Source organism: Variovorax sp. DXTD-1, assembly GCF_003984625.1.
Lineage (GTDB): Bacteria > Pseudomonadota > Gammaproteobacteria > Burkholderiales > Burkholderiaceae_C > Variovorax.
On record NZ_RWKH01000019.1, the window covers coordinates 62,603 to 88,301 of the forward strand.

13 protein-coding genes, 1 tRNA gene and 1 pseudogene are annotated in these 25,699 nt (G+C 64.6%); 13 read left to right on the plus strand and 2 right to left on the minus strand.

The window, feature by feature from the left end; genetic code table 11:
- Positions 1–101 precede the first annotated feature (101 nt).
- Positions 102–1,028 carry a DMT family transporter gene (locus EJI00_RS18205; RefSeq protein ID WP_126748899.1) on the minus strand — a complete coding sequence of 309 codons (927 nt, stop codon included), beginning with the start codon at positions 1,026–1,028 and terminating at the stop codon, positions 102–104.
- Positions 1,029–1,065: 37 nt separating this feature from the next.
- On the opposite strand from EJI00_RS18205, the gene EJI00_RS18210 reads away from it, so the two are divergent.
- The 11 genes from EJI00_RS18210 (at position 1,066) to EJI00_RS18260 (ending at position 11,427) form a co-directional block, all read left to right on the plus strand.
- Positions 1,066–1,494 (plus strand): gamma-glutamylcyclotransferase, encoded by a 429-nt coding sequence (locus EJI00_RS18210; protein WP_409514032.1) that lies wholly within the window; start codon positions 1,066–1,068, stop codon positions 1,492–1,494.
- Between the two features lie 246 nt (positions 1,495–1,740).
- Positions 1,741–3,060: an isocitrate lyase gene (gene aceA, locus EJI00_RS18215; RefSeq protein ID WP_126748901.1), complete on the plus strand. Its 1,320-nt coding sequence runs from the start codon at positions 1,741–1,743 to the stop codon at positions 3,058–3,060.
- 298 nt (positions 3,061–3,358) lie between these two features.
- Entirely contained in the window at positions 3,359–5,266 is a 1,908-nt protein-coding gene (gene thrS / locus EJI00_RS18220) for a threonine--tRNA ligase (protein WP_126748902.1), read from the plus strand.
- A gap of 104 nt (positions 5,267–5,370) precedes the next feature.
- Positions 5,371–5,985 (plus strand): translation initiation factor IF-3, encoded by a 615-nt coding sequence (infC, locus tag EJI00_RS18225; RefSeq protein ID WP_126748903.1) that lies wholly within the window; start codon positions 5,371–5,373, stop codon positions 5,983–5,985.
- Between the two features lie 166 nt (positions 5,986–6,151).
- Positions 6,152–6,355, plus strand: a complete 204-nt coding sequence (rpmI, locus tag EJI00_RS18230) for a 50S ribosomal protein L35 (RefSeq protein WP_007832497.1) — start codon at positions 6,152–6,154, stop codon at positions 6,353–6,355.
- A gap of 24 nt (positions 6,356–6,379) precedes the next feature.
- The gene (gene rplT, locus EJI00_RS18235; protein WP_012747009.1) at positions 6,380–6,739 is read left to right on the plus strand and encodes a 50S ribosomal protein L20; all 360 of its coding nucleotides are present in this window, start codon (positions 6,380–6,382) and stop codon (positions 6,737–6,739) included.
- A 114-nt stretch (positions 6,740–6,853) separates the two neighbouring features.
- Complete coding sequence (gene pheS / locus EJI00_RS18240) at positions 6,854–7,930, plus strand: phenylalanine--tRNA ligase subunit alpha (protein ID WP_126748904.1); 1,077 nt, start codon at positions 6,854–6,856, stop codon at positions 7,928–7,930.
- Between the two features lie 40 nt (positions 7,931–7,970).
- Complete coding sequence (gene pheT / locus EJI00_RS18245; RefSeq protein ID WP_126748905.1) at positions 7,971–10,412, plus strand: phenylalanine--tRNA ligase subunit beta; 2,442 nt, start codon at positions 7,971–7,973, stop codon at positions 10,410–10,412.
- 5 nt (positions 10,413–10,417) lie between these two features.
- The gene (locus tag EJI00_RS18250) at positions 10,418–10,789 is read left to right on the plus strand and encodes an integration host factor subunit alpha (RefSeq protein ID WP_012747012.1); all 372 of its coding nucleotides are present in this window, start codon (positions 10,418–10,420) and stop codon (positions 10,787–10,789) included.
- A gap of 73 nt (positions 10,790–10,862) precedes the next feature.
- Positions 10,863–11,324, plus strand: coding sequence for a MerR family transcriptional regulator (locus EJI00_RS18255; RefSeq protein WP_126748906.1), 462 nt, complete (start codon positions 10,863–10,865; stop codon positions 11,322–11,324).
- A 26-nt stretch (positions 11,325–11,350) separates the two neighbouring features.
- Positions 11,351–11,427: transfer RNA gene (locus tag EJI00_RS18260), tRNA-Pro, on the plus strand.
- Between the two features lie 502 nt (positions 11,428–11,929).
- On the opposite strand, the gene cysC is transcribed toward EJI00_RS18260, so the two are convergent.
- The gene (cysC, locus tag EJI00_RS18265) at positions 11,930–12,478 is read right to left on the minus strand and encodes an adenylyl-sulfate kinase (protein ID WP_126748907.1); all 549 of its coding nucleotides are present in this window, start codon (positions 12,476–12,478) and stop codon (positions 11,930–11,932) included.
- A 379-nt stretch (positions 12,479–12,857) separates the two neighbouring features.
- Here cysC and EJI00_RS25605 point away from each other — a divergent pair.
- Positions 12,858–12,971 (plus strand): annotated as a pseudogene (locus EJI00_RS25605) (ESPR domain-containing protein); the annotation flags it as partial.
- A gap of 69 nt (positions 12,972–13,040) precedes the next feature.
- Positions 13,041–25,670: an autotransporter-associated beta strand repeat-containing protein gene (locus tag EJI00_RS18270; protein WP_260590772.1), complete on the plus strand. Its 12,630-nt coding sequence runs from the start codon at positions 13,041–13,043 to the stop codon at positions 25,668–25,670.
- Positions 25,671–25,699 lie beyond the last annotated feature (29 nt).

Genomic DNA, 25,699 nt, shown 5'->3' on the forward strand with positions numbered 1-25,699 from the left:
TGGCATTGCGGATGCTAAAGGAGAAAAAACGCGTTTCCAAGGGAAAAAGAGCTTTTTTCATTGGGAGTTGTTGTTTTTTCAGAGGGGAGAACCCGAGGTTTTCACCTTCGGCGTTCAGGCCAGGTCGCCAGCACCACGCCAATGAGCGCGAGCGCGAATGCAAAGAGCTGTGCTGCGGAGAGGCTTTCGCCGAGCACCAGCACGCCCACAAGGGCCGCACTCACGGGCAGCATCACCGCGAAAACACCGGCTTGCGCAGCGGGCACATGGCGCAGGCCCGTCATCCAGAGCCACACGGTCCAGATGCTCGCTGCGAGTGCGTAGACCACGAGCAAGGCCCAGGTGCCGATGCGCACGGCCGAGAAGTCGAACTGCAGTGCGAACCAGATGCCGAAGGGCATCGACAGCACGAAGCCCCAAAGGTTGATGAGCGACGAGATCCGCTTGGGCCCCAGGTGGCCGGTGAGGGACTTGCCGATCACCGCGTAGGCTGTCTCGCAAAGCACCGCGCAGAACACGAGCAGGTTGCCGAGCCAGGGCATCGATGAGGGCGCCGCGCTGTCTGTAGTTGCCGGTGCATGCGCGGGCGTGAGGGCCAGCAAGCCAATGCCGAGTGCGGCGCAACCGATGGCAAGGCCGATGCGCACCGTGATGCGTTCGCGCAGGAAGAGCCAGCTTGCCACCGCCACGGCCGCGGGAATGGACGCCATGATCACGCCCGCGGACACCGCGCTGGTGAGGCTCACGCCGAACAGCATGAAGATCGAGAACAGGAAATTGCCGAGGAACGACTCCAGGAAGACGAGGGCGCGCGTGCGCCCGCTCATGGGCGCTTCGTCGGGCGCGCGCCGAAGCCAATGCGGCATGGCCAGCGCTGCGATGCCGAAGCGCAGCCATGCGAGCAGCAGCACCGGAAAGGCTGCCACCAGCGGTTTGGAAAGGGCGACATAGCCGCCGACGAGCGACATGCTCAAGGCCAGGCAGCCATAGGCCACAAGACGGCTGGAGGCGGGAGCGGCGGTGTTCAATAGACTGGGATGCTTGTTGGGAACGATGGATTCAATGATGCCGCATTCACTGGAATTCGATGGTGCACCGGCCGTGCGCACACCAGGCCATGTCTTCGTCTACGGCACGCTGCGCCGCGGCGGGCGCAACGACATCGCGCGCTTTCGGCCCGAACCGATCCATGTGGCCGACGCCGCCATCGCCGGCACCCTGTACGACCTGGGCGCCTATCCCGGCCTGGTGCTGAACGGAAAAGGGCGCGTGCTGGGCGAGATCTACCGCATCGAGCCCGAGGTGGAGGCGGCGCTCGACGTGCTCGAGGAAGTTGCGGACGACGACTCCGGCGAATACATCAAGCGACGTGTGGCGGTGGATGCCGGAACGCGGCAGTTCGATTGCCTGGTCTACGAAATTCATCCGGCGCGGATCAGCGGGCGGGCTGTGATTGGCAGCGGGGACTGGATTGCGCACGCCGCCGCCAAATGAGCGTTTGCACGCGATCGTTTTTTCATAGCTGAAGCAGCGATTGCACTTTGCGAAATGGTCGACTGCTGCATTGCAATATTTTTTCTCAATATGAGAAAAATAATTTTGCATGGAGAAATATCTGTGTAAGTTATTGATTTTGCTAGGCTAAAAATATGTCTTCTATAAGACATAAGAGTGTTGCTTGCGCTTAAAGTAACTCCACGGCCGCAGCGCCCAACCTTCAATCAACCTCACGGAGTGACCATGCCCCAGACCCTTACCGAACAACTGAGCCGCGAACAGCAAATTGCCGCCCTCGAGAAAGACTGGGCCACCAATCCCCGCTGGAAGGGCATCAAGCGCGGCTACAGCGCGGCCGACGTCGTGCGTCTTCGCGGCTCGTTCCCCATCGAGCACACGCTGGCCCGCCGCGGCGCCGAGAAGCTCTGGGAACTGGTGAACAACGAGCCCTACGTCAACTGCCTCGGCGCGCTCACGGGCGGCCAGGCCATGCAGCAGGTGAAGGCCGGCGTGAAGGCCATCTACCTGTCGGGCTGGCAGGTTGCGGCAGATGCCAACAGCTATTCGTCGATGTACCCCGATCAGTCGCTGTATCCGGTGGATTCGGTGCCCAACGTGGTCGAGCGCATCAACAACACCTTCCGCCGCGCGGACGAAATCCAGTGGTCGAAGAACGTGAACCCGGGCGACGCGGGCTATGTGGACTACTTCGCACCCATCGTTGCCGACGCCGAAGCAGGCTTTGGCGGCGTGCTGAACGGTTTCGAACTGATGAAGGCCATGATCAAGGCCGGCGCCGGCGGCGTGCACTTTGAAGACCAGCTCGCTTCGGTCAAGAAGTGCGGCCACATGGGCGGCAAGGTGCTCGTGCCCACCACCGAGGCCGTGCAGAAGCTCATCGCCGCGCGCATGGCAGCTGACGTTTGCGGCACGCCCACGCTCGTGATTGCCCGCACCGATGCTGAGGCGGCCGACCTCATCACCAGCGACTACGACGAGAACGACAAGCCCTTCCTGACCGGAGAGCGCACTGCCGAAGGCTTCTACAAGACGAAGAAGGGCATGGATCAGGCCATCAGCCGCGCGGTTGCCTACGCGTACTACGCCGACCTGGTGTGGTGCGAAACCGGCACGCCCGACCTGGAGTTCGCCCGCAAGTTCGCCGAAGCCGTGCACAAGGTGCACCCGGGCAAGATGCTGGCCTACAACTGCTCGCCATCGTTCAACTGGAAGAAGAACCTCGACGACGCGACGATTGCCAAGTTCCAGAAGGAGCTGGGCGCCATGGGCTACAAGTACCAGTTCATCACGCTGGCCGGCATCCACTCGATGTGGTTCAACATGTTCGACCTGGCGCAAGACTACGTGCAGCGCGGCATGTCGGCCTATGTCGAGAAGGTGCAAGAACCCGAGTTCGCGGCACGCGACCGCGGCTACACCTTCGTGTCGCACCAGCAGGAAGTGGGCACCGGCTACTTCGACGAGGTGACCACGGTCATCCAGGGCGGCAAGTCCAGCGTCACGGCGCTGACGGGCTCGACCGAAGAAGAACAGTTCCACTGATTCGCCTGTTCCTCGATCTCGGAGCCCGGCCTTGCGCCGGGCTTTTTCGTCGGGGCTTGCAATACCCGATGCCGGTGGCCTGAACCGGCAGCGGATAGAATCGCGGTCTCTGCACCCAACAAGAGCGAGAAAGGCATCCTGGTTATGACACCGCGAACTACTCCGCAAGGATTCCGCGGCTTTTTCTTCTTCGAAGGAAAAGGCCGGTAGACCGCGCACGCTGGTTTCTTCCAGCTCTCACACCAGGCAAAGCGCGGCAATCACCGCGCTTTTTTGTTTTTCCGCCCGAGGTTTTTCCATGATCCAGATCACGCTTCCCGACAACTCGCGCCGCGAGTTCCCCGGCCCGGTTTCGGTGGCCGAAGTTGCCCAGTCCATCGGACCGGGGCTCGCCAAGATGACGGTGGCCGGCAAGGTCGACGGCAAGCTGGTCGATGCCAGTGATGTCATCGACCGCGATGCCAAGCTGCAGATCATCACGCCCAAGGACGACGAGGGCCTGGAGATCATTCGCCACTCGACGGCCCACCTGGTCGGCCATGCGGTGAAGCAGCTGTATCCGACGGCCAAGATGGTCATCGGCCCGGTGATCGAAGAGGGCTTTTATTACGACATTTCGTACGAGCGCCCGTTCACGCCCGAAGACATGGCCGCCATCGAGGCGCGCATGCGCGAACTGATCGCGCAGGACTACGACGTGGTCAAGAAGATGACGCCGCGCGCCGAAGTCATCGAGGTCTTCAAGTCGCGCGGCGAAGATTACAAGCTGCGCCTCGTCGAGGACATGCCCGACGAGCAGGCCATGGGCCTGTACTACCACCAGGAATACGTCGACATGTGCCGCGGCCCGCACGTGCCGAACACCCGCTTCCTCAAGGTCTTCAAGCTCACGAAGCTGGCCGGTGCCTACTGGCGCGGCGACGCCAAGAACGAGCAGCTGCAGCGCATCTACGGCACGGCATGGGCCGACAAGAAGCAGCTCGACCAGTACATCCAGCGCATCGAAGAGGCCGAGAAGCGCGACCACCGCAAGCTGGGCAAGGAACTCGACCTGTTCCACATCGACGAAGTGGCGCCGGGCGTGGTGTTCTGGCACCCCAAGGGCTGGGCCGTGTGGCAGGCGGTGGAGCAGTACATGCGCGGCATCTACCGCGACACGGGCTACTGGGAAGTGAAGGGCCCGCAGATCCTGGACAAGAGCCTGTGGGAGAAAACGGGCCACTGGCAGAACTACCGCGACAACATGTTCACGACGGAATCGGAAAAGCGCGAGTACGCGCTCAAGCCGATGAACTGCCCTGGCCACGTGCTCATCTTCAAGAGCGACCTGCGCAGCTACCGCGACCTGCCGCTGCGCTACGGCGAGTTCGGCCAGTGCCACCGCAACGAACCCAGCGGTGCGCTGCACGGCATCATGCGCGTGCGCGGTTTCACGCAGGACGACGGCCACATCTTCTGCACGGAAGACCAGATCCTCGACGAGTGCATTGCGTACACGGAACAGCTGCAGAAGGTGTATGCCGACTTCGGCTTCACGGACATCCTCTACAAGGTGGCCACGCGGCCTGACAACCGCGTCGGTTCCGACGAACTCTGGGACAAGGCCGAGCATGCGGTGATGGAGGCGCTGCGCCGCTCCGGGGTCGACTTCATCATCTCGCCCGGCGACGGCGCCTTCTACGGCCCGAAGATCGAATACACGCTGAAAGACGCGCTGGGCCGTCAATGGCAGTGCGGCACGATGCAGGTCGACTTCAACACGGCCGAGCGGCTGGGCGGCGAGTACGTCACGGAATCGAGCGGCCGCGCCCACCCCGTGATGCTGCACCGCGCCATCGTGGGCAGCCTGGAGCGCTTCATCGGCATGCTGATCGAACACCACGCCGGCGCACTGCCCGCATGGCTCGCTCCTGTGCAGGTGGCGGTGCTCAATATCAGCGAAGGCCAGGCCGATTACGCCGCTTCAGTGGCGAAAACGCTGCAGAATCAAGGGCTTAGGGTTCAGCTGGACCTGCACAACGAGAAGATTACGTATAAAATACGCAAGCATTCGTTGCAAAAGCTTCCCTATATCCTCGTCGTAGGCGACAAGGAGAAGGAAGCCGGTGCCGTCGCAGTGCGCGCCCGGGGCAATCAAGACCTCGGTGCAATGTCCCTCGAATCGTTCGTACTACGGCTCGTTCAGGATATTGCTGACAAGCGTTGATTTGTCCCGGAAGCACCCTCACATGTGTTGCCTGACCCAATCATGCCGCTTGTTCGCGAGAACTGACCGGCGTCCGCTACAGATTTTGTAGCAACTTTTGAAGGATTCTGACCATCGCTACTGCATTTCGCGACCGCCGCCACCGCGAGGAACGCCAACACCGCCTGAACCGGGAAATCATGGCCCCGGAAGTCCGCCTTGTAGGCCCGGAAAACGAGCCATTGGGTGTTATGAGTCTCTCCGAGGCCTTGCGTCTCGCCGGTGAGGCTGACGTGGATCTGGTCGAGGTCGTCGCCGCGGCCAACCCGCCTGTCTGTCGTCTGATTGAGTACGGCAAGTTCAAGTACCACGAGCAGAAGAAGGCGGCCGAGGCAAAGTCGAAGCAGAAGGTCATCGAGGTCAAGGAAATCAAGTTCCGGCCCGGTACCGACGATGGTGACTACAACATCAAGATGCGCAACATCAAGCGCTTTCTTGAAGAGGGTGACAAATGCAAGATTACGCTGCGCTTTCGCGGCCGCGAGATCACGCACCAGGAACTCGGTTTGGCTTTGCTGCAGCGCATTCGCGATGAGCTGGGCGACCTGATCGTCGTCGAGCAGTTCCCGAAGCTCGAAGGCCGGCAGATGATCATGATGATCGCTCCGGGCCGCAAGAAGCCAGGCGGCGGTACCGTCAAGCCGGCGTCGTCGGAAACGTCGGCGCCTGCAGCAGCCTGAAAAGGCCGGTTGAGTGACAGAGAGATAGCAGGGTTTTAAAGAATTTCGCCTTTGAGGGCGCTTCGAAAGACGTGCCGGCAGGGGCGGAGTAAAGAAGTGTCTCGGGGCCAACAAGTCCGTGGAGTATCCGCGGCGCCTCACGAGCACAAACTAAAGGAGCATTCATATGCCCAAAATGAAGACCAAGAGCAGCGCGAAAAAACGTTTCCGCGTTCGTCCCGGTGGCACCGTCAAGCGCGGTCAAGCCTTCAAACGTCACATCTTGACCAAGAAGACCACCAAGAACAAGCGTCACCTGCGTGGTGCAGTCGCAGTGCATGAGACCAACATGGTTTCTGTCGCCGCCATGCTGCCCGGCCGTGGCATTTAACTCAGACGAACAAGGAGTACACACATGCCTCGCGTCAAACGTGGTGTAACGGCTCGCGCCCGCCACAAGAAAGTTCTCGCACTCGCCAAGGGTTTCCGCGGTCGCCGCGGCAATGTCTTCCGCATCGCCAAACAGGCGGTAATGAAGGCTGGGCAATATGCCTACCGTGACCGCCGCACCAAGAAGCGCGTGTTCCGTCAACTGTGGATCGCGCGTATCAACGCCGCCTCGCGTGAACTGGGCCTGACCTACAGCCAGTTCGCAAACGGCATCCGCAAGGCCGGAATCGAGATCGACCGCAAGATGCTTGCGGACATCGCAGTGCACGACAAGGCCGCTTTTGCCGGCATCGTGGAGCAGGTCAAGGCCAAGCTGGCTGCTTGATCCTGTACAGCAGGGGTGCTGCCTTCAGGCAGTTTCCTGCGCTCACGACACAAGGGCTGGCGCTTGAAAAGGCTCCAGCTCTTTTTTTTATTTCCCCGCCTAATTTTTGCTGCTATGAACGAGTTGGACTCCCTGGTCGACACCGCACGCGTTGCCTTCGCCGAGGCGAAAACGCCCGCCGAGCTCGAGAACGCCAAGGCGCAGTTCCTCGGCAAGTCGGGCCGCGTCACCGAGCTGATGAAGGGCATGGCCACGCTCAGCGTCGACGAGAAGAAGTCGCGCGGCGCCGCAATCAACGTGGCCAAGCAGGCCATCGAGTCGTTGCTCACCGAGCGGCGCCAACAGCTGGCCGACGAAGAGCTCTCGCTGCAGTTGCGCGCCGAGGCGCTCGATGTGAGCCTGCCCGGCCGCCGCCGCATTCCGGGCGGATTGCATCCGGTGAGCCGCACCCTGGAGCGCATCGAGGAGATCTTCTCGAGCATGGGTTTCGACGTGGCCGACGGCCCCGAAATCGAAAGCGACTGGCACAGTTTCACCTCGCTCAACAACCCGCCGAACCACCCGGCGCGTTCGATGCAGGACACCTTCTATGTCGACCTGAACGGCGACGACGGCATTCCCTACAACCTGCGTCCGCACACCAGCCCGATGCAGGTGCGCTATGCGCATCAGCACATCAAGAAGTACGTTGCCGAGTTTGCGGCCGCAGCCGCAGACACCACCGGCGTGGTCAAGGCTCCCGAGATCCGCGTGATTGCGCCGGGCCGCACCTACCGTGTCGACAGCGATGCCACCCACTCGCCCATGTTCCACCAATGCGAAGGCCTGTGGCTTGGCGAGAACGTGAGCTTCAAGGACCTGAAGGTCGTCTTCACGGACTTCTGCCGTACCTTCTTCGAGAGCGACGACCTCGTGCTGCGCTTTCGGCCGAGCTTCTTCCCGTTCACCGAGCCCAGCGCCGAGATCGACATCCAGTTTGCGAGCGGCCCGCTGGCCGGCCGCTGGCTCGAAGTCGCGGGTTCGGGCCAGGTGCATCCGAACGTGGTGCGCAACATGGGGCTCGACCCCGAGCGCTACATCGGCTTTGCCTTTGGCATGGGGCCCGACCGGCTCACGATGCTGCGCTACGGCGTGAACGATTTGCGGCTGTTCTTCGACGGCGACTTGCGCTTTCTCTCGCAGTTCCAGTAAGCACCCATTCATAGAAAAAACCGAATACGAGATCGAAGAGATGCAATTCCCCGAATCCTGGCTGCGCGAGTTCTGCAATCCGCCCCTCGGCAGCGCCGAACTGGCCGAAACGCTCACCATGGGCGGCTTCGAGGTCGAAGAGCGCCGCCCCGTCGCGCCGCCCTTCAGCCGCATCGTGGTCGGCGAAATCAAGGAAGCCGTGCAGCACCCCAATGCCGACCGCCTGCGTGTGTGCCAGGTGGACGCGGGGCAGGGCGCCTTGCTCAACATCGTGTGCGGCGCACCCAATGCGCGTGTCGGCATCAAGGTGCCTTGCGCGCTGGTCGGCGCCGAACTGCCGCCCGGTGAAGACGGCAAGCCCTTTCTCATCAAGCTCGGCAAGCTGCGCGGTGTCGAGAGCCAAGGCATGCTGTGCTCGGCGCGAGAGCTGAAGCTGAGCGAAGACCACGGCGGTCTGCTCGAGCTCGACGCCGATGCACCCATTGGCGCCGATGTGCGCGACGTGCTCAAGCTCGACGACGCGCTGCTCACCCTCAAGCTCACGCCCAACCTTGCCCACGGCCTGAGCGTCTACGGTGTCGCGCGCGAACTCGCAGCGCTCACCGGCGCGCCGCTCAAGACGCCGGCCATCCAGTCCGTGGCCGCATCGTTTGCCGACGTGTTGCCGGTGAAGGTGGAAGCGCCCGAACTCTGCGGCCGTTTTTCGGGCCGCATTGTGCGCGGCGTGAACACCAAGGTCGCCACGCCGGCGTGGATGGTCGAGCGCCTAGCGCGCTGCGGCCAACGCAGCGTGACACCGCTGGTCGACATCTCGAACTACGTCATGTTCGAATACGGCCAGCCCAGCCACATCTTCGACCTCGACAAGATCCACGGCGGCCTCACGGTGCGCTGGGGCAAGGCGGGCGAACAGCTCAAGCTGCTGAACGGCAACACGATCAGCGTCGACGAAAAGGTCGGCGTGATTGCCGACAACGAGGCCGTCGAGTCGCTTGCCGGCATCATGGGCGGCGACGCAACCTCGGTGTCCGACGACACCCGCAACATCTACGTCGAAGCCGCCTTCTGGTGGCCCGAAGCCGTTCAGGGCCGCTCGCGCCGCTTCAACTTTTCGACCGACGCGGGGCACCGCTACGAGCGCGGTGTCGACCCGAGCCGCACGGTCGAGATCATCGAGCGCATCACGCAGCTCATCATCGAGATCTGCGGCGGCCAGGCCGGCGCCATGGACGACAAGATCCTGAACGTGCCCGAGGCCATGCCCGTCACGCTGCGCGTGGCACGCGCAGCGCGCGTCATCGGCATGCCGCTCTCGCAGGCGCAATGCGCCGACGCGCTGCGCCGCCTCGGCTTTGCGCTCAGCGAAGGCGAGGGAACGTTGACCGTGACCCCGCCGCCACACCGCTTCGACCTGCTGATCGAGGAAGACTTGATCGAAGAGGTTGCGCGCCTCATCGGGTTCAACAACCTGCCGACCACCGCGCCGCTGGCGCCCATCACGGCGCGCGTGCGGCCTGAAGCCCGGCGCAGCCGTTTCGCGGTGCGCCGCAGCCTGGCGGCGCTCGGCTACCAGGAAACCATCAACTTCAGCTTTGTCGAGGCGCACTGGGAGCAGGACCTGGCGGGCAACGCCAATCCGGTAAAGCTGCTGAACCCCATTGCCAGCCAGATGAGCGTGATGCGCTCGTCCTTGATCGGCTCGCTGCTGCAGGTGCTCAAGTTCAATCTCGACCGCAAGGCGCCGCGCGTGCGCGTGTTCGAACTGGGCCGCGTGTTCATGCGCGACGACAGCGTGGCCACCACCGACAGCACGGTGCGCGGCGTACACCAGCCGATGCGGGTGGCCGGCCTTGCCTGGGGCGATGCCGAAGAAGCACGCTGGGACGGCAAGCCGCACCGGGTCGACTTCTACGACGCCAAGGGCGATGTCGAAGCATTGCTCGCGCCGCTGGTGCCGAGCTTCGAGGCGGCCGAGCATCCGGCCCTGCACCCTGGCCGTTCCGCGCGCGTGCTGATCGACGGCAAGGCCATCGGCTTTGTCGGCGAACTGCATCCGCGCTGGCGCCAGAAGTGGGACTTTGCGCTGGCCCCGGTGGTTTTCGAGCTTGACCTCGATGCCGTTGCCGCGCGCCCCGTGCCCGTGGCAAAGCCTGTGCCCAAGCACCAGGCCGTCGAGCGCGACATCGCCGTGGTGGCGGCCGAGGCCGTCACGCACAATGCGTTGATGCAGACCATCCATTCGGCTGCGGCGGCACAGGGGCTGCTGCGGGACGCCACGCTGTTCGACATCTATCGCCCGCAACCCGCGCGCGACGGTGCCGTGCCGGCATCGGGCGGCTTGGCGCAAGGGGAGAAGAGCATGGCGGTGCGCCTGAGCTTCCAGGACGACAGCGCCACGCTGACGGACGAGCAGGTGGAGCCGGCCGTGCGCGGCATCGTCGAACAATTGAGCGCCAAGCTCGGCGCACGCCTGAGGGGTTGATGAGAATGAACGCTGCGGAATTCACGCTCGAAGCCCTCGAAACACCCGCACTCACGAAGGCGCACCTGGCCGACCTGCTGTTCGAGCAGATCGGCCTGAACAAGCGCGAATCCAAGGACATGGTCGAGGCGTTTTTCGACCTCATCGCCAACAGCCTGATCGAAGGCACGGACGTGAAGATCTCCGGCTTCGGCAACTTCCAGATCCGCGTGAAGGCGCCTCGGCCGGGCCGCAACCCGCGCACCGGCGAAGCCATTCCGATCGGCGAGCGTCGCGTGGCCACCTTCCACGCAAGCGCCAAGTTGAAGGAACAGATTCACGGAAGCATCGAGCAGAGCGGCACTTCCGAAGTCGAGTGGAGCCTGGGCGCCGAATAGTGCTTGGTGCTGCGCGGGTGCGTAGAGTAATCTCTAAGATTTCCCGCGCACGGTCTTGATTTCAATGGAAATAATGGAGAAAGCGCTCCCGCCCATTCCCGTCAAACGCTACTTCACCATTGGTGAGGTAGGCGAACTTTGCGGCGTCAAGCCGCACGTGCTGCGCTACTGGGAGCAGGAGTTCACGCAACTGCGCCCCATGAAGCGGCGCGGCAACCGGCGCTACTACCAGCACCATGAGGTGCTCATGATCCGCCGCATCCGCGATCTGCTCTACGACCAAGGCTTCACCATCAGCGGTGCGCGCAACAAGCTGCAAGAGCTGGTGCAAGGCGAGCGCGACCGCCGCAAGGCAGGCATGGTGCCGCTCGAGGGCATGGAGGCCGTCGAGATCGATCAGGAAGAGTTCGATGCGGCCGTTCACGAGGACGAACCCGCATCCGAAAGCGCCACTCGCACGGTTGATCCGTCGCAGTTGCTGCACCTGCGACGCGAACTCTTTGAAATTCGTGAGCTGCTGACCCTCGGACGGTGATTTCAGCCGGCTATAATCGAGAGCTTCGGTGTGTGGCGCAGCCTGGTAGCGCACTTGCATGGGGTGCAAGGGGTCGAAGGTTCGAATCCTTTCACACCGACCACGACAGTAAGAAAAAAGCCGGTTAGCGTTTGCTAACCGGCTTTTTTCTTTGTGCGTTTTGGGGAGCTTATTGGGGAGCACTCAAGCCAAAGAAAAAGCCCGCGTGCGGCGGGCTATATCCAACTTGTCGGAGTTGGCACCTTCCTCCGTTGTCGGGGGAGCGCTTTGTCGGCGCAGCTGACCTCTTCGACCGGATCAAGGCCTGCAATTTTTTTAGGTATGCGACCTCCGCGCGCAGTCGCTCGTTTTCTCCCGCAGGGTTTTCTCCGCATCGGGGGCGACCACGTTTGACGGCGCTGCAGAGCGTCGTTCCGGCTTCATTTTGGGGCGCTCTTCTTTCTCGTTCTGGAGAGTCTGCATGCGGCCTTGATCGAGATTGCGTTGCCAGACGACGACCTGGATGCGATGCGATCCTAGTAATTTTCAGGAATCACGGCCGACCCTTGTGTCTCATCATTTCACGATTTCGTGGCCGGTACTGGCACCTGCACTCAGTCGAGCGCCTAACCGTAGCGAGTTCGAATAAACGTAAGCAGCTTGCCCGCGCACTCGGAAATGCCGCTGACTCCGGTATTCAAGACGACTTCAGGTTCCAATGGCGGCTCGTACGGCGCGGATATACCGGTGAACTGGCCGATGCCCCCGCTCCTTGCCAGTCGATACAGGCCTTTGACGTCTCGACTCTCACAGATCTCAAGTGGACACTGGCAATAGACTTCAACGAAGTGTGGCGCGCCGATGATCCTCCTTGCCCACTGACGGTCATCGCGGGTGGGCGAAATCAATGCCACGATCGCAATTTGGCCGGACTCGAGAATGAGCTTGGCGAGTTCTGCGACCCGCCGGACATTTTCTCTGCGATCTTGCGGCTCAAAGCCGAGATCGCTACACAGGCCTGATCGGACCCTGTCTCCATCCAGCACGACGGACGGCTTGCCGGAGGTCAAGAGGCGCGCTCTCAATTCGTGTGCCAGCGTCGACTTTCCCGCTCCCGAAAGGCCTGTAAGCCACACGACAAATGAGCCTGAAGTCTCGGCACCTTGTGATTTCATACGAAATAGGTAGTAACAAACTTGTCCGACGCAGGTTTGATTGTGAATCGAATGTGCTCAACAGATGGAGCCGACTCCGTTTGAGCCCGTCGTCGGCTCCAGTCGCAAGCGGCGACCTGCCAGTTTTGGCTCGACGGTTGCTTGCAAAACGTTAACTAATAACTAAAGACTTCGACATATTTAACAAAATTCACCAAAGATCGATGGCCGGGGGGGGAGACAGTGATCGTTACAACCCGTACCATTTGTAAATATACGGGACTTAGGAGGCTTGCGCGATGGCTTACGGAATGGATGTTAACCACCAGGCTGAGACGCTGAGCGCGACGCCCTGGCGCCTGGCTTTCACGTATTTGAGCGAGTGCGAAAGGACGGGCGCATGAACCGCATTTTTCGCATCATCTGGTCTCGGGCATTGCAATCGTGGGTCGTGGCATCCGAGCGGGCGAGCGGCCGCGGCAAGGAGGGGGGGCGTGTTGATCGCCGAATTGCCATAGGTCGGCTCGCGCCCGGTGCCGTCGGCGTCCTCCGCCCAATCCCGCCTGGGCCGTTGCGGCCGGTCATGCTGGCGGCCTTGATGGCGCTGCCTGCGTTCGCGAGCGCCGCCGACCGGTACTGGGACGTGAATGGCACGGGTGTCGGCGCCGGCGGGACTGGCACCTGGGATGCCACCAGCTCGGTCTGGAGCCCGAACAACGACGGCGTCAGCGGTCCCTACAGCGCCTGGAACAATGCCGCGCTGGATGACGCCATCTTCGGCACCACTCCCGGCACTGTCACGCTGGCCCAGCCGATCACCGTCCATAGCCTCAACTTCGTGAACATGAACGGCTGGGTACTCACCGGGAGCAGCCTGGCCCTGGGTGGCGTGAATCCCACGATCACCAACGCCGGCACCGTCACGATCAGTTCGGTGATCAACAGCGCCAGCGGGCTGATAAAGGCCGGCGCTGGCGCGCTGACACTCGATGGGAGCAACAGTTTCGGCAGCGGTATCGCCATCAACGGCGGCTCACTGACGTTGAATGCGGCCAACAGCTTCACCGGGGCCATCAATGCCACCGGAGGTGGCCTTGCCATCGGCACGGTCGGCGACGCCGCGCTGGGCAGTCTCGGCAACCAGATCAATCTGGGCGGCGGGCAAACACTCTCCACCAGCGGCACGATCTCGGCAAGCCGCACCGTCAATCTGGTGAGTGGCATGGGCAATATCCGCGGCAGCGGTCTCGGCAGTGTGTTCTATACCGGCGCCGGCGGCATGAACGTCGGCGATGGCATAGCGCTGACCAACAATGCCAACAACTATCAGGGACAAACCCAATTCACGACCTTGCCGGGTTGGGGGGGCGATTCCTATTTCTTCAGTTCGATCGCGGACCTGGGCGTGGCGAGTGCGCTCGGCGCGCCCACCACCGTGGCCAACGGAACCATCCTGCTCGGGCCAGGTGGCGGCCAAGCCCTGGGGGCGTCGGCGCTTCATTACACCGGCACCGGGCACAGTTCCAACCGCAACTGGAATCTCCGCCCGGGCAACTATGCCGGTGGCGCCTACCTACATAACAGCGGCAGCGGTAGGCTGACGTTGACTGGCGCCATTTCCGCCACGGGTGGCTCGCAACCCTTCGGGTTCAGCGCCAATTCGGCGGACATGGATCTGCTGGGCGTGATCAGCAGCAACTCCGGCCGCTCCGCCGTGTTCACTGCCGGCGGTGGGCGTACGATCCGGCTGGGCACCGCCAACACGTTTTCGGGCCAGGCGAATATCGGCGGCGCCGGCACAGTCGAGGCATCGCTGATCGCCAATGTTGGCGTTGCCGGATCCTTGGGAACCGGTTCGATTTTCATCAACGGTGGCAACCTCTCTTATCTCGGCGCCGGCGAGTCGACCAACAAGAACTGGACCGTCTCCAACGGCGCGCTCAACAGCAATGGCACGGGGGCACTGGCGCTGGGCGGGACGCTGGCCATCGGTGGCACCGCGACCCTCGGCGGCAGCTTTACCGGCGCGGACAACATCATCTCCGGCGTGATTTCCGGCGCGGGCAATTTGCGCAGTGCGGGCAATTCCACCTGGACATTGACCGGCGCCAATACCTATACCGGCAGCACCATCGTCAACAGCGGCGTACTGCGCGCGGGCACCGCCGGTGCATTCGGCGCTTCCACCGTCGCCCAGGTCAATGGCGGCACCCTGGATCTCAATGGTTTCAGTCGGACGTTCAGCACGCTGTCCGGCACCGGCGGCACCGTGAACCTGGGCAGCGCCACGCTGACCCTGGAAGCGCCTACCGGCACCACGGCAAGCTACGCCGGCACCATCGCCGGCAGCGGCGGCCTGACCAAGCTGGGCGCCAGCACCCAGACCCTGACCGGCGCCAACACCTATACCGGCGCCACCACCATTGGCGGCGGCACGCTCAGCCTGAATTTCAGCCCCGCCGGTGGTCCTGCCAGCAACATCATCGCCAGCGCCTCCACGCTCAACATGAGCGGCGGCACGCTCAACGTGATCGGCGCGGCGGGCGAGAGCAATACTCAGACCTTCAATGGTCTGAACATTAGCGCCGGCAACAACATCATCGGCGCCACTTCCGGCAGCGGCGGCAGCACGACAGTGAACCTGGGCACCATCAGCCGCACTGGCGGGTTGATGAACTTCAATCTGCCGACCAGCGGCAACATCACCACCGCCAGCACCGTGCTGGGCGGCTGGGCCACGGTCAACGGCACGGACTACGCCAAGGTGGTGGGCGGCAATATCACGGCCTTCACCGCTGCCGATTACACCAACAAGGACAACGCGGCGAACTGGCTCAACAACGAATTCATCACCGATGCCGCTGGTTTCTTCGGCACTGTGAGCGGCAGCGTTCAGTTGGGTGGTTTGCGTTATACCCGGCCGGTGTCGACCACCGTAACCGTGAACCCGGGCCAGACCCTGGGCGTGGACGGCACCATCATCGTGGCGCCCACGGTGCTGAACACCAACCAAGTGATCACCGGCGGCATACTGACCGGCGCCAATGGCGGCGCGCTAGGCATCCAGCAAAACAGCACCGGCAACTTCACCATTGCTTCCCAGATCGTCGACAACGGCGTCGGAATGGGCTTCGTCAAAGCCGGCACGGGCCTGGTCACGCTGATCAATGCCGCCAACAGTTACACCGGCGGCACTACCGTGGCGCAGGGCATATTGTCGGTAAACAACATCGGCAACGGTGGCGTGGCCAGCAGTATCGGCGCCTCGTCCGCAGCTTCATCCAACCTGCTGCTGGAAGGCAGCACCTTGCGCTACACCGGCGCCAGCACCAGCAGTGACCGCGGCTTCACCTTCGCCAAGTCCGGCGCGATCCTCGGCAGTGGGATCGAAGTGAGCAACGCCGCGGCCAATCTGAGCTTCAGCGGACTGGTCACCAGCAGCGACGGCGCCAACTTCACCAAGAGCGGCGCCGGCACGCTGACCTTGTCCAACGACGGCAATGACTACACCGGCATGACGACCGTAACCGGCGGCCTGCTGTCGGTGGACACGCTGGCCAATGGCGGCCAGGTCAGCGGCATTGGTGCGGCGTCCGCGGCGTCCGCCAACCTGGTGCTCGACGGCGGGGGCCTGCAGTACACCGGCACCACCACCAGCACCAACCGCGGCTTCACCTTGGGCGCGGGCAACGGCACTGTCGACGTAAACAACGCGGCGACCACCTTGACCGTCAGCGGCGCCGTCGTGCAGCAGGCGGGGGGGAACCGTAGGCTGACCAAGAACGGCGCCGGCACGCTGGTGCTCTCCGGCACCAACACCTATACCGGTGGCAACACGGTCAACGCCGGCGTATTGCGTGCCGGCTCGACCCAGGCGTTTGGCGCCCTGAGCGGCGCCGGCGTCATGACGCTGGCCAATGCCGCCGGCGTCACCCTGGATCTCAACAACTTCAGCAACAGCATCGGCCCGCTCAACGGCGGCGGCGCCAACGGCGGCAACGTCACCCTGGGTTCGGCCACCTTGCGCATCGCCAGCGGTAATGGCAACTATTCGGGCGTGATCAGCGGCACCGGCGGTGTCTGGCGCACCGACGGCGGCAACCAGACTTTCAATGGCTGCAACAACACCTATACCGGGGTCACCAACCTGCAGGGCGCGACCCTGACCGTCGACTGCCTGGCCAACGGCGGCGCGGCCAGCGGCATTGGTGCGTCCAGCAACGCATCGGCCAATCTGACGTTCACCAACGGCAATTTGAACTATACCGGCGGCACCGTCAGCATCGATCGCGGGTTCAATCTTGCGGGCTATGGCGTCATCGATGTGGTCAGCGGCACGACGCTGGGCTTCAGCGGCCAGGTCATCGGTGGGGGTGAGCTGTACAAGGACAACGCGGGCACGCTGGTGCTGTCCGGCAACAACACATACACCAACAACACCCGAGTCAGAGGCGGCACGCTGCGCGCAGGTTCGAACACAGCCTTCGGCACCACCAACTCCTTCTGGTTGGACAACACCGCCGGCGCATTGCTGGACCTGAACAATTTCAATGCCAACGCGGGCGCTCTTATCGGCGGCGGCGCCGCGGGCGGGAACATCACGTTGGGCACGGGCACGCTGACGATCAGGGATGGCCTCGGTCAGACGTACGCGGGTGCGATCAGCGGTACCGGCAACCTGATCAAGAATGGTGGCGGCACCCAGACGCTGTCCGGCTGCAACAGCAGCTATAGCGGTACGACGACGATCAATGCCGGCGTGCTGGCGGTGGGCTGCCTGCCTAACGGCGGTGTCAACAGCGCGATGGGCGCTTCCAGCGCGGCCCCGGCAAACCTGGTGCTCAACGGCGGCACCCTGCGCTACACCGGGGGAGGCGACAGTACCGACCGACAGTTCACCCTCGGCACCAATGGCGGCACGCTCGATGCGTCCGGCGCCGGCATCATCGAGTTCGCTTCCAGCGCCCCGGTTACTTTGGCCGGCGCCAACACCGCACGCACGCTCACCCTGACCGGCACCAACACCGGCTACAACCTCCTCGCCGCGCAGTTGGACAACAACGGCGCCGGCGTCACTTCCCTGACCAAGACCGGCACCGGCACCTGGCGCCTGACCAACGCCAACAGCACCTATACGGGCGTCACGCGGATCAACGGCGGCGTGCTCAGCGTGGACCAGCTGGCCAACGGCGGGCAGGCCAGCAGCATCGGCGCATCGTCCAACGCGGCGGCCAACCTGGTGATCGGCAACGGTTCCACGCTGCGCTACACCGGCGCCGGCAGCACCACCGACCGCCAGTTCACCCTCGATACCGGTGTCACCTTCATCGAGTCTTCCGGCACCGGCGCGCTGCAGTTCACCAACACCGGTGCGGTGACCCTCACCGGAGCCAACACCGCGCGCACCATCGCACTGGGCGGCACCAATACGGGCGCAAACATCATGGGCGGCGCCATCGGGGACAACGGCACCGGCAAGACCACGCTGGCCAAGAACGACAGCGGTACCTGGATCCTGACCGGCAACAACACCTATACCGGCAATACCGTCATCAACAACGGCAATCTGGTGATCGGCAATGGCGGCACCACCGGCAACGCGGGTGCCGGCAATGTCATCGTCGATTCCCCAACCTCGACGCTGTCGCTCAACCGCAGCGACACCTTCACCTTCAACGGCACCCTGAGCGGCCCGGGCACGTTGGCGCAGATCGGCACCGGCACCAGCGTGCTGACTTCGGCCAACAACAGCATCGGCGCGACCACCATCAGCGCAGGCACGCTTCAGGTGAACGGTGGCCTGGCGACGCCAACGGTCGGCATGACCGGCGCCTCCGCGCTCACCATCAACGGATTGGTACAGGCCACCGGCGGCGTGCCGAGCGCGCTCACCGGCGATGCGGGGGCGCAGACGGTCACCGTCAACACCGGCGGCACATTGCTGGCCAACGGCAACCTGGGCGGCGGCAACGACACCGTGAACCTCACCGGCACCTTGAACACCGGTGCCGGATCCCTGCAGCTGGGCGACGGTGACGACACCCTGGTGCTCAACGACGGCGCGCAGATGCTGGGCGGCGGCGTGGGTTCGTCCGGCGGCAGCGGCACCGACACCCTGGTGGTCAATACCGCGCTGGGCTACACGCTGGATGGCGGCAAGATCGATACTTTCGACATCCTGACCAAGCAGAACACCGGCGTGCTGACCTTGACCGGCAACCATGACTTCGCCACGGGCACGACCCTGGATGGCGGCACGCTGGACGTGGACGGCACGCTGGCAACGACCGGCTTGACCATGGCCGACGACACCACGCTCAACGTGGATGGCGTCGTCAACGCCGGTCCGATGGGTCCGGTGATCATCACCGGCAGCGCCGGCAGCAATACCATCTCCGTGGCAGCTGGCGGCAGCCTGTCCGGCAACGGCAACCTGGGCGATGGCGCGGACGCCGTCACCCTTGCGGGAGAACTGGATACCGGCGCCGGAGCGTTGGCGCTGGGGGCCGGCGACGACCAACTGACCTTGCACAGCGGCGCCTTCATCATCGGTGCCGGCGTCGACGCAGGCACTGGCAGCAATGACCGGCTGGTGTTGGACAACGCTTCCGACCTGATATTCGATGGCGGCCAGACCGCCGGCTTCGAGTTCCTGGAAAAGAACAATGCGGGCTTGGCGACCATCACCGGTACGCAGACTTTCGCTGGAGGCACCACCATCAACCAAGGTGCCCTGACCCTCGCCGGGAATTTCCAGACCCCGACCGTGGCGATGACCGATGACACCGCGCTCAACGTCGAAGGCTCGCTGCAGGGCGGCGGCGGCACCAGCGCCGTGATCACCGGCAGCGTCGGCGACAACACAGTCACGGTAGGCGCAGGTGGCACGCTGCTCGCCAACGGCGACCTGGGCGCGGGCAACGACGTGCTGGACGTGGCCGGCACGCTGGACACCGGCGCCGGCGTGTTTGCGCTGGGCGACGGCAACGACACGCTGACGATCCACGAGAACACGCGCATCCTGGGCACCGTGTCGGCCGGCGCCGGCATCGACACCTTCGACACCCATATCGACACCGTGGCCGACCTGGGTGCGGTGCAGGGCTTCGAGACCCTGAGCAAGACCGGCACCGGCGTGCTGAACATCAACGGGCCCCTGAGCTCGGACTTCACCACGGTCCAGGTGGCTCAAGGCACCCTGAACGTGACCGCCGCCGGCGATGTGGTGCCGGCGCCCGGAAGCGCGCTGACCACCATCGTGGCAAGCGGTGCGACGCTGAACGTGGACGGCAGCTACGGTTGCGGCGCCGGCAACGACACGATGACCGTCGCAGGCACCGTATCGGGCAGCGGCACCATCGACCTGTGCGGCGGTGACGATACCTTGACCCTGCGGGATGGCGCGCTTCTGGGCAATGCCATCAGCGCAGGTCTCGGAACCGCGGACACGCTGGTGCTCGACGTTGCCGGCGCGCTCGCCTTCGATGCAGGCAACACCACCAACTTCGAACTGCTGCGCAAGGACAACGCCGGTACGGCCACTCTGACCGGGAGCCAGAGCTTCAGCGGCGGCACAGTGATCAACGGTGGCACGCTGGATGTGGACGGCGCGCTCGAAACACCCACGATCAACCTGGCCGACGGCACTGAACTGCGTGTGGACGGCACGGTGCAGGCGGGTGGAGCGGCGGCTGCCGTCATCACCGGCAGCGCAGGCATCAACACAGTGACCGTGGGCGTCGGCGGCACGCTGCGGGCCTCGGGCGACCTGGGCGCCGGTGACGACGTGCTGGATGTTGCCGGCACCCTCGATACCGGCGGCGGCGTGTTCGCGCTGGGCGACGGCAACGATAACTTCGTGGTGCACGATGGCACCGTGGTGAACGGCACCATCGATGGCGGCGCGGGCCTGGACACCCGTACCTACGCCATCAACACCAGCGCCGATCTGGGCGCGCTGGTGAACTTCGAGGGCGTGACCAAGACCGGCACCGGCGTGCTCAACATCACCGGCCCGGGCGCCACCGCGCTGCAGGAAGTGCAGGTGCTCCAAGGCGCGCTGGATGTTCACGCCGGTGCCAGCGTCGTCGCGACCGCGGGCAGTGCGTTGAACGCCATCGTGGCCACCGGCGCGACCCTGAACGTGGGTGGTGCGTTCGGCTGCGGCGGCGGGGACGACAGCCTGAATGTGTCCGGCACGCTCAGCGGCAGCGGCAGCGTCAATCTGTGCGGCGGCGACGACACCCTGGTCTTGAACGACGGCGCCAACCTGGCTGGGCTGACCAACCCCATCGACGGCGATGCGGGCTCGGACCTGGTGGTGCTTAACAATGCCGGCGCCCTGGCCCTCGACGCGGGCAAGGTCGCCAACTTCGAAGTGCTGCGCAAGGACAACACCGGCGAGGCGATCCTGACCGGCGCTCACAGCTTCAGCGGCGGCACCCTCCTCAACGGCGGCACCCTGACTGTGGCCGGCACCCTCGAAACGCCTGCCGTCGCCATGGGCGACGACACCGTACTCAATGTCGACAACCTGCTGTCGGCCGGGGCGGGCGCTGCGGCGGTCATCACCGGCAGCAGCGGCGCCAATACCGTCAACGTGCGCCAAGGCGGACTGCTGCTCGCCAGTGGCGACCTGGGCGACGGCGACGACGTGCTGAACGTGTCCGGCACCCTGGACACGGCCGGCGGCGTCCTTTCGCTCGGCGCTGGCAGCGACACCTTCACCATCCACGACGGCACGGTGGTGCGGGGCACGGTGGATGGCGGGGCGGGCCAGGATGTCTTCAATCCCGACATCAACACCAGCGCCGACCTGGGGGCGTTGACGAACTTCGAGGTCCTGACCAAGACCGGCAGCGGCGTGCTCAACGTCAACGGTCCCGCGCAGTCGGACTTTGCCGAGGTGAATGTGCTGGACGGTACCTTGAACATCGGCCCGGCTGGCGGGATCGGGGGGGTGCAGCACGCCACCGTGGCTGGCGGCGCCACGCTGAACCTGGATGGCAACCTGCTGTTCACGAGCGGCGACGATACCCTGTCGGTGGCCGGCACCGTGTCCGGCGGCGGAATGCTCGACATGGGCGACGGCAACGACACGTTCACGATTCGGGACGGTGCGAATCTGACCGCTTTGAGCACGCCGGTGAGCGGCGGCGCGGGCACCGATGTCTTTGTGGCCGACCTGGTCGGCAGCGCCACCCTCGGCGGCGCCGTCGACTTCGAGACGCTGACCAAGACCAACGTCGGCACCTTGAACATCGCCGGCCCGGCGCCCTCGACGTTCACTACCGTCAACGTGGAGGGCGGCACCCTGAACATCGGAATGGCCGGCAGCCTGAACGGCGTGCAGGACGCGACCGTCGCCAGCGGCGCGCGAATGGTCGTGGACGGCTCGCTGCGCTTCACGTCCGGCGCGGACCGCTTCACCGTGGCAGGCGATGTCAGCGGACTCGGCACGCTCGATATGCTCGATGGCGACGATACGCTGACCCTGAGGGACGGCGCTGACCTGTCCGGCCTGTCCATGGCCATCGACGGCGGGGCCGGCACCGACACCCTGGTCGCGGACATTGCCGGCAACGCCACCCTGGGCGGCGTCGCCAACTTCGAAACGCTGAGCAAGACCAACACCGGCACGCTGACCGTTACGGGACCCGCACCCTCGGATTTCACGACGGTGCACGTGGACGGCGGAACATTGGACATTGGCGCCGTCGGCAGTGTCAGCGGTGTGGTCACCACGACCGTGGCCGGGGGCGCGGCCCTGAATGTCGCTGGCAACTACAGCGGCTCGAGCGGCAATGACACGATGACGATCGCGGGAGCGGTCCGCGGCGCCGGTGTCATCGCACTCAACGACGGCGATGACGTCGTCACCCTCAACGACGGGGCGGACTTCAGCGGCTTCAGCGGCACCCTGGACGGCGGTGCGCACAGCGGCGGCGACACGGTGGTGCTCAACAATGCCGGGGCGTTGACCTTCGGCGCCGGCACCGTCACCAACTTCGAAGTCCTGGTCAAGACCAACACCGGCAAGGCGACTCTGACCGGCACGCAGAGCTTCAGCGGCGGCACCACGCTCGCCGGCGGCGAGCTGGTGGTCGACGGTGCCCTGGCCACGCCGACGCTGGCGATGAGCGACGACACGGCGATGACCGTCAATGGCACGCTCGATGCGGGCGGCGGTGCGCCCGTCGTCATTTCCGGCAGTGCCGGCGCCAACACGATCACCATCGCCGGGACCGCAATGGCCCGTGGCGACCTGGGCGACGGCGCCGACGTGCTGGATGTCGCGGGCACCCTCGATACCGGCGGCGGCTTGTTCGCGTTGGGTGCAGGAGACGACAAGTTCGTGGTGCACGACGGCACTGTGGTGAATGGCACGGTCGACGGTGGCGCCGGCCTGGACACGCGCGTGTACGACATCAACCTGGCCGCCAATCTGGGGGCGCTGGTGAACTTCGAGGGCGTGACGAAGACAGGCACCGGTGTGCTCAACATCACCGGCCCCGCAACCACCGCCCTTCAGGAAGTGAAGGTGCTCGGCGGCACCCTGAACATCGGACCGGCCGGCAGCGTGACGGCGATCCCCGGCAGCCCGCTCGACACCTTGGTGGCCGCCGGTGCGACCTTGAACGTCGACGGCAGCTATGGTTGCGGCGACAGCAACGACACGATGCGCGTGGGCGGCACGGTGTCTGGCACGGGAACCATCGACATGTGCGGCGGCGAGGACGTGCTGACCCTGCAGGACGGAGCGGTGCTGGCCGCCACGATCAGCGGTGGCGGCCACGGCACGGGCGACACGGTGGTGCTCGACACCACCAGCGCCTTCACCTTCGACGCGGCCCGCACGATCAATTTCGAGGTCCTGCGCAAGGACAACCTGGGCGAGGCGACGCTGACGGGGGCGCAGGATTTCACCGGGGGCACCGTTCTCAACGGCGGGACCTTGACGATCGCGGGGCAACTGGGGAGCCCGACCGTGACGATGGCCGACGACACGGTGCTGAACGTCAACGGCGTGCTGCAAGCCATCGGCGGCACCGCGACAACCATCACCGGCAGCGCCGGCGCCAACACCGTAACGGTTGGCGCAGGCGGCACCTTGCTGGCCGTGGGCGACCTGGGCGCCGGCAACGACGTGCTGGACGTCGCCGGCAAACTCGACACGGCAGGCGGCGTGTTCGCGCTGGGCGACGGCGACGACACCCTGCGCATCCACGACGGGACCCAGACCATCGGCACGGTGGACGGCGGCGCCGGTGTCGACACCCTGTCCGCGCAGATCGATCGCACAGCGAACCTGGGGCCGACGACGAACTTCGAGACCCTGCGCAAAGGCGGCGTCGGCACGTTGGCCCTGGACGGGAACCAGGCCTACATCACGACACTGGTGGACCAAGGCACATTGGCCCTGTCCGCCGGCACTTCCCTGACCAGCCAGCACACGACGGTCAGCGCGGGCGCCACCCTCGATGCACGCCGAGGCAGTTTTGGCGGCACCGCCGGCGATGACACCTTCAGCTCCATGGGCACGGTGATGGGCGCGCTCGCCTTTGGGGCCGGCAACGACATGGCGAGTTTCGTGGGCGGTGATATCACGGGTCTGACTGGCCTGGACGGGGGCGACGGCGGCGACGACCGGGTCAGCTTCAGCGCGCTGAAAGTGGATGCTGACGCATTGCCCATTCACGGCTGGGAGCGCGTGAGCTTGCAAGACGGCACTGCCATGAGCCTGGGCCGCAGGCTCGGCCTGGGCGGCGGAGTCCTGGCGATAGACGCAAGCTCGACCTTGCTCGCCAACGCCGGGGCAGCCATCGGCGGAAGCGTCGAGAACGCCGGCACGATGGTCACCGCAGCGAACCGCCTCGCGATCAGTGGCGGCTACACCGGGCGCAACGGCGCGTTGCAGGTGGCGGTATCGCCGGGCCGCGGCACCAGTGGCGGCCTGGACATCGCAGGCGATGTCGCGGGGACCACGGCGGTGACTTTCGTGAGCGACGGCACCGTGGCCGCGCAGTTGCCATCCTCGATACAGGTGATATCCAGTCCCAACGACGATGCCGCCACCGACGGCCGCTTTGTGGCCGCCGGCGACGGCACGCTTCGTTTCGCGGGCAGCGTGCACCCGTGGACGTTCGGAAAGCAGGGCGATGGCTGGTATCTCAATTCAGCCGCGGACGCCCTGCTGCCGGAGATCGGCGCGTATGCCGCGCTGCCGAGCATGGCGTACGCGGGCATCCAGGACAGCAGCCGACTGTTGTTCCAGCGCATGGCCGGCATCCGAGGCGACACGCCGCGCTGCGGTGCGGACGATACAGCGCCCCAGCGGGTTCGCTCGAAGCTGATCGGCGAGTGCACTGGCTTCTGGATGGCCACCACCTATAGCGACATGAAGATGGGCGCCAATCCTGGCTTTGCGTTCAGCGGCCAGAACCGGGGCCTGTACGCGGGCGTGGATTGGCTGTTGGAGGAGCACGCGACCCGCACTTGGCGCGGCGGTGTCTTCGTCGGCTTCCAGGAAGGTGACTATTCGACCAGCGGTGCCAATTCGACCGGGCTGCGAGTTCCCGGGAAGGCCAGGGTGAGCATCAATGCGCCGACCTTCGGCGGGTACAGCAGCATGACCTGGCGGGGCGGCACGTACGTCGACGTGACGGCGACGGGGCAGGTCGCGACAAGGACCAAGATCACTGCGGCGGATGGGTTCGAGCAATCCATCCGCGGCGAGAGCGTGAGCATGAACGCCCGCCTGGGCCACCGCTTCAAGCCCGGTGACGGCTGGACGGTGGAACCGCAGCTGCAACTGGGCGTCAGCTGGATGGCCGGCAGTCATCTGCAGGATGCCAGCGGCAAGCATGTGTCCATCGAGAACAGTGTGCTTCGCACGGCACGCGTTGCGGTACGCACGGAGAAAGTGTTCGATGCCGCTGGCGGCGCACGCATCCGTCCATGGGTGACGCTCGGGCTGCAGGACACGCTGGGCGAGAAGCGCAACAGCGTGTATGTCGGCGCGGCGGGATCGAGCGCGGCACCCCAGGGCTTTGCGAACCACGGCCTGGGCCGCACAGCCACTCTGGAAATCGGCGTGGAGGCCGAGGTGAACAAGTCGGTCAATCTTTTTCTTGTGGGCTCGTATGACAAGAGCGTTGGCGGCAGCAAGTTTGAACAGCGTCAGGCGAATCTGGGCGTGCGGATCAAATGGTGAGCGTGGCCGGCGATGCAGCGCTCGCCGAT

Bases quoted from the DNA above. Each gene is read 5' to 3' on its own strand.
- EJI00_RS18270 (WP_260590772.1), top strand. From the start codon at position 13,041: ATGCTGGCGGCCTTGATGGCGCTGCCTGCGTTCGCGAGCGCCGCCGAC.
- rplT (WP_012747009.1), top strand. From the start codon at position 6,380: ATGCCTCGCGTCAAACGTGGTGTAACGGCTCGCGCCCGCCACAAGAAA.
- pheT (WP_126748905.1), top strand. From the start codon at position 7,971: ATGCAATTCCCCGAATCCTGGCTGCGCGAGTTCTGCAATCCGCCCCTC.
- aceA (WP_126748901.1), top strand. From the start codon at position 1,741: ATGCCCCAGACCCTTACCGAACAACTGAGCCGCGAACAGCAAATTGCC.
- thrS (WP_126748902.1), top strand. From the start codon at position 3,359: ATGATCCAGATCACGCTTCCCGACAACTCGCGCCGCGAGTTCCCCGGC.
- EJI00_RS18210 (WP_409514032.1), top strand. From the start codon at position 1,066: ATGCCGCATTCACTGGAATTCGATGGTGCACCGGCCGTGCGCACACCA.
- EJI00_RS18250 (WP_012747012.1), top strand. From the start codon at position 10,418: ATGAACGCTGCGGAATTCACGCTCGAAGCCCTCGAAACACCCGCACTC.
- cysC (WP_126748907.1), bottom strand. From the start codon at position 12,478: ATGAAATCACAAGGTGCCGAGACTTCAGGCTCATTTGTCGTGTGGCTT.
- rpmI (WP_007832497.1), top strand. From the start codon at position 6,152: ATGCCCAAAATGAAGACCAAGAGCAGCGCGAAAAAACGTTTCCGCGTT.
- pheS (WP_126748904.1), top strand. From the start codon at position 6,854: ATGAACGAGTTGGACTCCCTGGTCGACACCGCACGCGTTGCCTTCGCC.
- EJI00_RS18255 (WP_126748906.1), top strand. From the start codon at position 10,863: ATGGAGAAAGCGCTCCCGCCCATTCCCGTCAAACGCTACTTCACCATT.